Origin of the sequence: Flavobacterium sp. UBA4197 (genome assembly GCF_002379575.1) — a bacterium.
Classification (GTDB): domain Bacteria; phylum Bacteroidota; class Bacteroidia; order Flavobacteriales; family Flavobacteriaceae; genus Flavobacterium; species Flavobacterium inviolabile.
In genome coordinates this window covers 169,134-176,653 of sequence record NZ_DFUB01000032.1, presented here as the reverse complement: position 1 = coordinate 176,653, position 7,520 = coordinate 169,134, and the positions used below count along the sequence as shown (strand labels likewise).

The window sequence follows — 7,520 nt, the reverse complement described above, 5'->3', positions numbered from 1 at the left end:
AAGTAAGAGGTGAGAAGTGAGATGAACCGGTTAAATGACCTGAAAAATCTCTGAAATTTTAAAATAGTTGACCTCCTGATCCATATTTTAATGGATTTTACTTGTTTTTTCTGTTTAGAATAATTTTTTTTACGGTATAAACATTTCCAATGAAGTTATTACTGGTTGAAGACAATCCCGAATTACGTAAAAGCATATCCGAATATTTAATTAATGAACATTATATCTGTGAAGTTGCGTCCAATTTTGACGAAGCACGGGACAAATTAATTTTATATAGCTATGATTGTATCATACTGGATATCATGTTGCCCGATGGAAATGGCATTGATCTGCTTAAATTACTGCGTAAAGAAGGAAATGATTCCAGTGTGATTATAGTCTCTGCAAAAAATACACTGGATTTTAAAATTATCGGACTGGATGCCGGTGCCGATGATTATATAACCAAACCTTTTCCTTTACCGGAACTTTTTTCAAGGATAAAAGCAGTAATGAGAAGGAAAAACAGCACGCTTTCGTCTAAGCTTGAATACAATGAAATTAGTGTTGACCTGCAATCCCTGGAAGTTTTGGTAAGCGGTAAAGCCTTGTTACTCACCAAAAAAGAAACAAATCTGCTGATTTATTTTATCAACAATAAAAACAGGGTTTTATCCAGACAAACGATAGCTTCCCACCTTTGGGGCGATTATACGGATAATCTGGACAATTTCGACTTTATTTACCAGCACGTTAAGAATCTGAGAAAAAAGATTGTCGATGCCGGAGGAGAGGATTATATCAGTACGGTTTATGGTTTGGGGTATAAATTTTCACTATAGATGCGTTTAAATCACAAGTTTACACTGGCATATTCCATTATTTCCTTCTTTGTTTTGCTGATCGGGATCGGGATCAATTATGTTGCCGTGAACAGAAGTGCCGAACAGGCAACGATAGCCGTTTTAAAGAATCTGAATACAACAATCGTCAGGGATATTGAGAAAAACGGGAACTATAACGCTTACCGGAACAACAATTTTGTAAAAATCACCGTACTGGACACGGTAAAGAAAATCCCGGACGAACGGGTTGAAAACGATTACCGCTGGACAAATCTATTAAAAAGTACCCTTAATATTGTCCAGTATACGACAGTTCATAAGATCAATAATACGCACTATGAAATTACGACCAAAGCGCCGATTATAAAACCTAAAGACCAGTATATTACTGGTTTGGCGATGGTTTTTGCCTGGACATTTGTGTTCCTGATTACACTGGTTATTGTGTTAAGCCAGATCATTTCCATCTATATCCTGGATCCTTTTCAAAAAACATTGCTGGCCATTTCAAATTTTCAGATCTCCGATAATGATGATGTTGTTTTAGAAAAATCAACGACATACGAGTTCAACCGGTTAAACTCATTTATAGAAAGTACTTTAAAGAGAAGCAGGAGGGATTACCTTTCTCTAAAGGAGTTTTCTGAAAATGCTTCACACGAATTGCAGACACCGGTAGCGGTAATGCAGGCCAAAATTGATTTATTGCTGCAAACCGATTTAACGGAACAGCAGCTGCACGATGTTATTAAAATTTCGGAAGAGCTGGTGCGTTTGTCATCCGTACAGAAATCATTGACACTACTTACCAAATTAGACCATTTTACGATTACAGATAACGAAATTAACCTGAGTAATTACCTGAAAAAGAGCCTCGGACGTTTTACCGATATCATTGATTTGAACGACCTGGAACTCACAACAGCCATTGACGATGACGTATTTGTCGTTATTGATGACATCCTGATTAAAATACTGCATAACAACATTATCACCAATGCCATCCGGCATAATATTCCCAACGGAACAATAAAAGTAACATTAAATACAGATTATTTGCTGGTTGAGAATACCGGTAATCCTCCAAACATTGCCCCTGAAAAGGTATTTGACCGTTTTCAAAAAGGAAATTCCAAAAAAACATCTTCCGGAATCGGGTTGTCAATCGTTAAAAAAATAATTGATCTCTATGGCTATTCTGTTGCATATTATTATAAAAACGGAATTCATAGTTTTAAAATTCGCTTTAAAAAAGCCTAAATTGTTAAAAAAACGCAATTTCAAGGTTTCTACAGTTTTTCTTCAAAATTTCCTCAAAGTTGGGTGTTTTGTTTGTGTTATGGAATAGTTAAGTAATTATACCGTAAGCAAAACAAAGAAACAAAACAACCAAAGCGCAAATGAAAATTCTTTTTAAAAACCGACTTTCTTTAGTCTGTATGCTCTTGTGTGGTGCGAGCCTTTTTGCACAGGAAGAGCCGGCTAAAGAAGAAAAAAAGGAACCTTTGGGTTCGCTTAAAATAAAATTCAATGAGGCGGGCGATAAATACCTGCAATTTGGTATCTGGAATCAAACCTGGTTTCGCTACATTGAAAACAATCCGGGAACAATGGTGAACGGACTTCCATCGGAAAATGTTTATGATGCCGGAATCCGAAGAATGAGAATCTCCACAACGGTACAGCTTTCCAAAAGATTCAAGTTGTTCTTTCAGGTGGGAATGAACAACCAAACGTTTATTTCCGGTGGCGGAACAGCAAATGGAGCTGAAGGAAAAGGGAAAAAAGCCAAAATATTTTTCCACGATGCCTATAATGAGTTTGTTGTTATCCCGAAAACGGAAAACTTTTCCCTGTCCGTTGGAACCGGACTGCATTCCTGGAATGGCGTTAGCCGTCTGACCAATGCGAGTTCCAATAAAATGCTGACGGCAGATCTGCCGATTTACAATTTCCCGACAATCGAAATGTCCGACCAGATGTCCCGGCAATTCGGAATTTTTGTTCATGGCGAATACAAACGCCTGGCATACCGCTTCAATGTGAATAAACCCTTTGCCACCGATATCAAACCTACAGCGGCTACGATAGCGGTTGATAACAACCAGAAAGGAAATCTTGCCACAGCAGGTTATGTTTTCTACCAGTTTAAGGATAAGGAAACCATTACGTCTTCGTTCCTGCCGGGAACCTATCTGGGCGAAAAAAAGATTTTTAATGTGGGTGCCGGATTTTACAGCAATGCCGAAGGAACGGCTACTTTGAACCCTGACAGTTCTTTATCCTATCATAATATCAGTGTTTTTGGTGTGGATGTGTTTACCGAATTTCCGGTAGGGGATCCTTCCAAAAAAATGTCAGCATCCCTTTATAGTGTTTTTTACGATTACAATTTCGGACCTAATTATATCCGCACAACCGGGATTATGAATCCGGGTACGGTTGATGCCGATTTTACAGGAAATAGAGTAGCCGAAGGAGCCGGAAATGTAAGGTTTTCGATGGGAACCGGTTCCATCTGGCACACTCAGGCCGGGTTTTTACTGCCAAAATTCAGTGATAAAATAAGAATTCAGCCCTATGTGGTTTATGCGCTGAAAGATCTGGAAGCCTTAAATCAGACAGGACATTATTATGATATTGGCACCAATTTTTTAATTTTAGATCATAATGCTAAAATTTCGCTGCAATATTCAAGCAGACCGCTTTATGATCCGGAATCATTGAAAGTAACCCAAAGAGCCGGTGAAATATTGGCAAGCGTTCAAATTAGTTTATAAAAATCAAGCAAACAAAACAGATGAATACAAATAGTATAGAAGCACAGGAGATGTCGGTATCTCGCAGATTAAGAGCCATTATCAGCGGTTCCATCGGTAATTTAGTGGAATGGTATGACTGGTATGCCTATTCTGCCTTTTCCATTTATTTCGCTCCGGTATTTTTCCCGTCCAGCAGCCCGACGGCACAATTATTAAATACAGCCGGAATTTTTGCAGTCGGATTTTTAATGCGTCCCATTGGCGGATGGCTGTTCGGAAGTATTGCGGACAAAGCAGGACGAAAATTCTCAATGACCTTATCGGTACTTTTAATGTCTTTAGGATCGTTATTGATTGCCTTAACACCTTCATTTGAAGTAATTGGTATTCTGGCACCCATTTTACTTTTAGTAGCCCGATTACTGCAGGGATTGAGTGTTGGAGGAGAATACGGTACTTCGGCAACCTATTTGAGTGAAATGGCAGTGTCCAGCAGAAGAGGGTTCTATTCCAGTTTTCAGTATGTCACGCTAATTGGCGGGCAGTTAATCGCCCTGGGGATTCAGCTGATCATGCAAAAAATGTTCCTAACGGAAGAACAAATGCATGATTGGGGATGGAGAGTGCCGTTTTTTATCGGAGCAGCCTTGTCTATTGTAGCTTTATACCTGAGAAGCCACATGGAAGAAACGGAAGCTTTCAAAAAAACAGATGATAAAAACAAAACGATCACCGAAAAGAAAAGCGGCAGCATCAGCGAGTTACTAAAACATCCGAGAGCGTTGGCACTGGTGGTTGGTTTGACCCTGGGCGGAACGGTTGCTTTTTATACCTATTCGACCTATATGCAGAAATACCTGATCAATACTGTTGGATACTCGAAAGAAGATTCTACGATTATTACCTTTATTTCATTATTCCTTTTTGCAGCCTTACAGCCGGTATTCGGGTTGTTATCCGATAAGATCGGAAGAAAGCCGTTATTGCTGACTTTCGGGATTTTAGGAACACTGGCAACGGTACCGTTGTTTAACGCTCTAGGCAATTTAAGTCCGGCCGACGGTATCTGGAGTGCGTTCTTTATCGTGATGATAGCATTGATTATTGTGAGTGGTTATACTTCGATTAATGCTGTGGTTAAAGCGGAATTATTCCCAACGGAAATCCGGGCATTGGGAGTAGGTTTACCGTATTCGTTAACGGTGGCTGTATTTGGAGGAACTTCAGAATATGTAGCTTTATGGTTTAAAGATGCCGGTAATGAGCATTACTTTTACTATTATGTAACGGCTTGTGTATTTGTGTCGTTACTGGTATATGCCTTTATGCGGGATACCAAGAAAGTATCTACTTTCAATCAGGATAATAAAGAGGAAAAAGAACATCAGCCGGAGGAGAAAAGAGTCCTTTCAAAAGTATAAGGATCCGGTTCAAAATAAAAAAAGCTGCCTGTTTTCGGGCAGCTTTTTTGTTTTTTTATAATTAGTTATTATTGTAATAATGGCAATGGGCATTGATAAAGCAGCCGGGACATTTCGGGTTGGTAGGCCGGCAGATCTCCCTTCCTAAAAAAGAGATACACATGCCAACATCTTCCCATAGCGTTCTGGGGAACAGCTGCATGAGCAGTTTTTCGGCTTTATTGCCGTCTTTTGTAGCAGGAATAAGCCCGATTCTCGGGGCAACTCTCAGTACATGCAGGTCCACAACAATACCAACAGCCGGTTTTACAAAGGATTCTTTCATGATCACATTGGCCGATTTTCTTCCGATACCTTTCAACTGGGTCAGGGTTTCCATTGTAAGCGGAATGTTTTTATCGGTTTTAATGAGTTGTGCCGTTTCCAGTATCCATGCGGATTTCATCTGGAAATGCCTGACACCGCTGATATATGGAAATAAATCGTCATGAGTGGTATGCTGAAGGCTTTCAAAATTGGGAAATCGCCGGAAAAGTGCGGGTGCTATTTTATTGATATTGGCATCCGAATCCTGAGCGGATAATATCACCATAATAACCAACTGATACAGGTTCTGGTATTCCAGGGGATGTTTCCGGTCTTTATACTGTGTAATGATTGGTGCTAATTTCTCGGCCCAGCTTATGGAATCACTAAATAAGTCCATGGATTTATTCCTCTTTAAAATCGATAGAAAGCGAATTGACGCAGTAACGTATTCCCGTTTCGGTCGGACCGTCATTAAATACATGTCCGAGATGGCTGCCGCAATTGGCACACAAAATTTCGGTACGGATCATTCCGTGGGAAACGTCTTTTATATAGGCTACTTTTCCGGGAATGGATTCGTCAAACGAAGGCCAGCCGCAATGCGAATCAAATTTAGAATCGCTTTCAAAAAGCGGTTCACCGCAGGCACCACAGCAATAGGTACCGTTTTGAAAATGGAGGTTGTATTTTCCGGTATGCGGATATTCCGTTCCTTTCTGACGAAGAATGCGGTAACGTTCTTCGCCCAGTTCGGATTTCCATTGTTCTTCGGATTTGTTTATCGGGTAACTCATTTTTTTGCAGGTATAAATTTAATGGATACAGAGTTGGTACAGAATCGTTTTCCGGTTGTCGCTGCCGGGCCGTCATCAAAAACATGACCCAGGTGGCTGCCGCAGTTGGCACACAACACTTCGGTTCTGTCCATACCAAAACTATTGTCATGCTGGTAAATAACCGAACCTTTTATGGCCTGATCAAACGAAGGCCAGCCGCAATCGGATTTGAATTTGCTGTTGGAATTAAAAATAACCTGACCGCAGGCTGCACAAACATATTTCCCTTTTTCAAAGGTATTCCAGTATTTTCCGGTAAAAGCACGTTCGGTTCCTTTATTGCGCAGTACTTCATACTCTTCTTTGGTTAGCTGTGCTTTCCATTCTTTGTCTGTTTTCTGGACGTTGAACTTTTTACCCGGTGTTTGCCCGAAACCGGAAAAAGCAGTCAACAATGCGATAACATAAATTAGATTTTTCATAACCTTTAGTGTAAAAATTCCATAATCCGTTTAATGACTTTACTATCGCCTAATATTTTTCGATGCCCAAGATCTTTGGTAATCATGAGCTGTCCGTCTTTTAAATGCTTGTAGATGTGGTGTGCCGCTTTTACCGGAACATCATCGTCGTCTTCGTCATGAATCACTAATACCGGAATAGTAGCCATCTCTGCTGCTATATACGAAGAAAAGTTTTCCATGGTTTCGCCAAATTTGTGTTCAAACCGGGCTTTCATTCGCTGGCTGATTTCCTTTTTTAAACCCAATTTCAGGATAAAATCGTCCATAATGTCTTTTACAATATCACCGCTGCCAATGATAATTGCTTTTTTAACTTTCAGTTGTTGTTTGATGGCATTCATTACCGACATCCCGCCTAAGGAATGCCCGATGGCATATTCAAACGGCCCGTATTGTTTTTCAATCTCTAATATTGCAGCAATAAATTCTTTCATATTGCTGGTTTTTCCGGGCGATTTTCCGTGTCCGGGTGCATCAAAACTAATCGTTGCATAACCGGATTTTAGTAACTCATCGGCTATTTTTACCAATTGCGTACCGCGTCCGCTCCAACCGTGAACCAATAAGACTTTTTTATCGGAAGAACCGTAGTGATACAAAATCACCTCTTTTTGGATCGCAGGAACCATCAGTAATTCCTGGCGGCTGTTTTTATCCATTTCAAATTCTCTTTTGGGCGTTTTGTAACGGATTGGGGTTATAAACAATTTCATGGCAAACTGGGTTGCCAGATCTGAAGATACTTTTTCAAATAGTTTGGCCGTGAAAAGAATTACTTTGGGTATTTTAACGGATTGTTGATGCTTTGGTTTATTTTCTTTCATTTTTGTATACTAAAACAGTTGCAAGTTAAGTTATAACTGTCGTTTTATTGATAAATTATTCTTAAAATATAGGGAAA

At 39.7% G+C, this 7,520-nt stretch carries 8 protein-coding genes; 4 read left to right on the top strand and 4 right to left on the bottom strand.

Going from position 1 to position 7,520, the window contains the following annotated elements; translation table 11 throughout:
• Positions 1 to 149 precede the first annotated feature (149 nt).
• The 4 genes from B3394_RS16675 to B3394_RS16660 all read left to right on the top strand — a co-directional run bounded on the left by B3394_RS16675 (position 150) and on the right by B3394_RS16660 (position 5,010).
• Positions 150 to 824 carry a response regulator transcription factor gene (locus B3394_RS16675; RefSeq protein ID WP_286927456.1) on the top strand — a complete coding sequence of 225 codons (675 nt, stop codon included), beginning with the start codon at positions 150 to 152 and terminating at the stop codon, positions 822 to 824.
• Entirely contained in the window at positions 825 to 2,087 is a 1,263-nt protein-coding gene (locus tag B3394_RS16670) for a sensor histidine kinase (protein ID WP_286927454.1), read from the top strand. It begins immediately after the preceding gene.
• Between the two features lie 140 nt (positions 2,088 to 2,227).
• Positions 2,228 to 3,607: a porin gene (locus B3394_RS16665; RefSeq protein WP_286927452.1), complete on the top strand. Its 1,380-nt coding sequence runs from the start codon at positions 2,228 to 2,230 to the stop codon at positions 3,605 to 3,607.
• Between the two features lie 20 nt (positions 3,608 to 3,627).
• Positions 3,628 to 5,010, top strand: a complete 1,383-nt coding sequence (locus B3394_RS16660; RefSeq protein ID WP_177734686.1) for an MFS transporter — start codon at positions 3,628 to 3,630, stop codon at positions 5,008 to 5,010.
• Positions 5,011 to 5,071: 61 nt separating this feature from the next.
• Here the strand turns inward: B3394_RS16660 and B3394_RS16655 are convergent, their stop codons facing one another.
• The 4 genes from B3394_RS16655 to B3394_RS16640 are packed head-to-tail and all read right to left on the bottom strand — an operon-like array spanning position 5,072 to position 7,443.
• Positions 5,072 to 5,716, bottom strand: a complete 645-nt coding sequence (locus B3394_RS16655) for an endonuclease III domain-containing protein (protein WP_286927450.1) — start codon at positions 5,714 to 5,716, stop codon at positions 5,072 to 5,074.
• A 4-nt stretch (positions 5,717 to 5,720) separates the two neighbouring features.
• The gene (gene msrB / locus B3394_RS16650) at positions 5,721 to 6,113 is read right to left on the bottom strand and encodes a peptide-methionine (R)-S-oxide reductase MsrB (RefSeq protein ID WP_177734684.1); all 393 of its coding nucleotides are present in this window, start codon (positions 6,111 to 6,113) and stop codon (positions 5,721 to 5,723) included.
• Complete coding sequence (gene msrB, locus B3394_RS16645; protein WP_177734683.1) at positions 6,110 to 6,577, bottom strand: peptide-methionine (R)-S-oxide reductase MsrB; 468 nt, start codon at positions 6,575 to 6,577, stop codon at positions 6,110 to 6,112. The genes msrB (B3394_RS16650) and msrB (B3394_RS16645) overlap by 4 nt, the downstream gene beginning before the upstream one ends.
• Positions 6,578 to 6,582: 5 nt before the next feature.
• On the bottom strand, positions 6,583 to 7,443 hold the full coding sequence (locus B3394_RS16640) for an alpha/beta hydrolase (RefSeq protein ID WP_177734682.1): 861 nt from the start codon (positions 7,441 to 7,443) through the stop codon (positions 6,583 to 6,585).
• Between the last annotated feature and the right edge of the window lie 77 nt (positions 7,444 to 7,520).

Excerpts from the sequence above, each read along its gene's own strand:
- B3394_RS16675 (WP_286927456.1), top strand. The coding sequence starts at position 150 with ATGAAGTTATTACTGGTTGAAGACAATCCCGAATTACGTAAAAGCATA.
- B3394_RS16670 (WP_286927454.1), top strand. The coding sequence starts at position 825 with ATGCGTTTAAATCACAAGTTTACACTGGCATATTCCATTATTTCCTTC.
- B3394_RS16665 (WP_286927452.1), top strand. The coding sequence starts at position 2,228 with ATGAAAATTCTTTTTAAAAACCGACTTTCTTTAGTCTGTATGCTCTTG.
- B3394_RS16660 (WP_177734686.1), top strand. The coding sequence starts at position 3,628 with ATGAATACAAATAGTATAGAAGCACAGGAGATGTCGGTATCTCGCAGA.
- B3394_RS16655 (WP_286927450.1), bottom strand. The coding sequence starts at position 5,716 with ATGGACTTATTTAGTGATTCCATAAGCTGGGCCGAGAAATTAGCACCA.
- msrB (WP_177734684.1), bottom strand. The coding sequence starts at position 6,113 with ATGAGTTACCCGATAAACAAATCCGAAGAACAATGGAAATCCGAACTG.
- msrB (WP_177734683.1), bottom strand. The coding sequence starts at position 6,577 with ATGAAAAATCTAATTTATGTTATCGCATTGTTGACTGCTTTTTCCGGT.
- B3394_RS16640 (WP_177734682.1), bottom strand. The coding sequence starts at position 7,443 with ATGAAAGAAAATAAACCAAAGCATCAACAATCCGTTAAAATACCCAAA.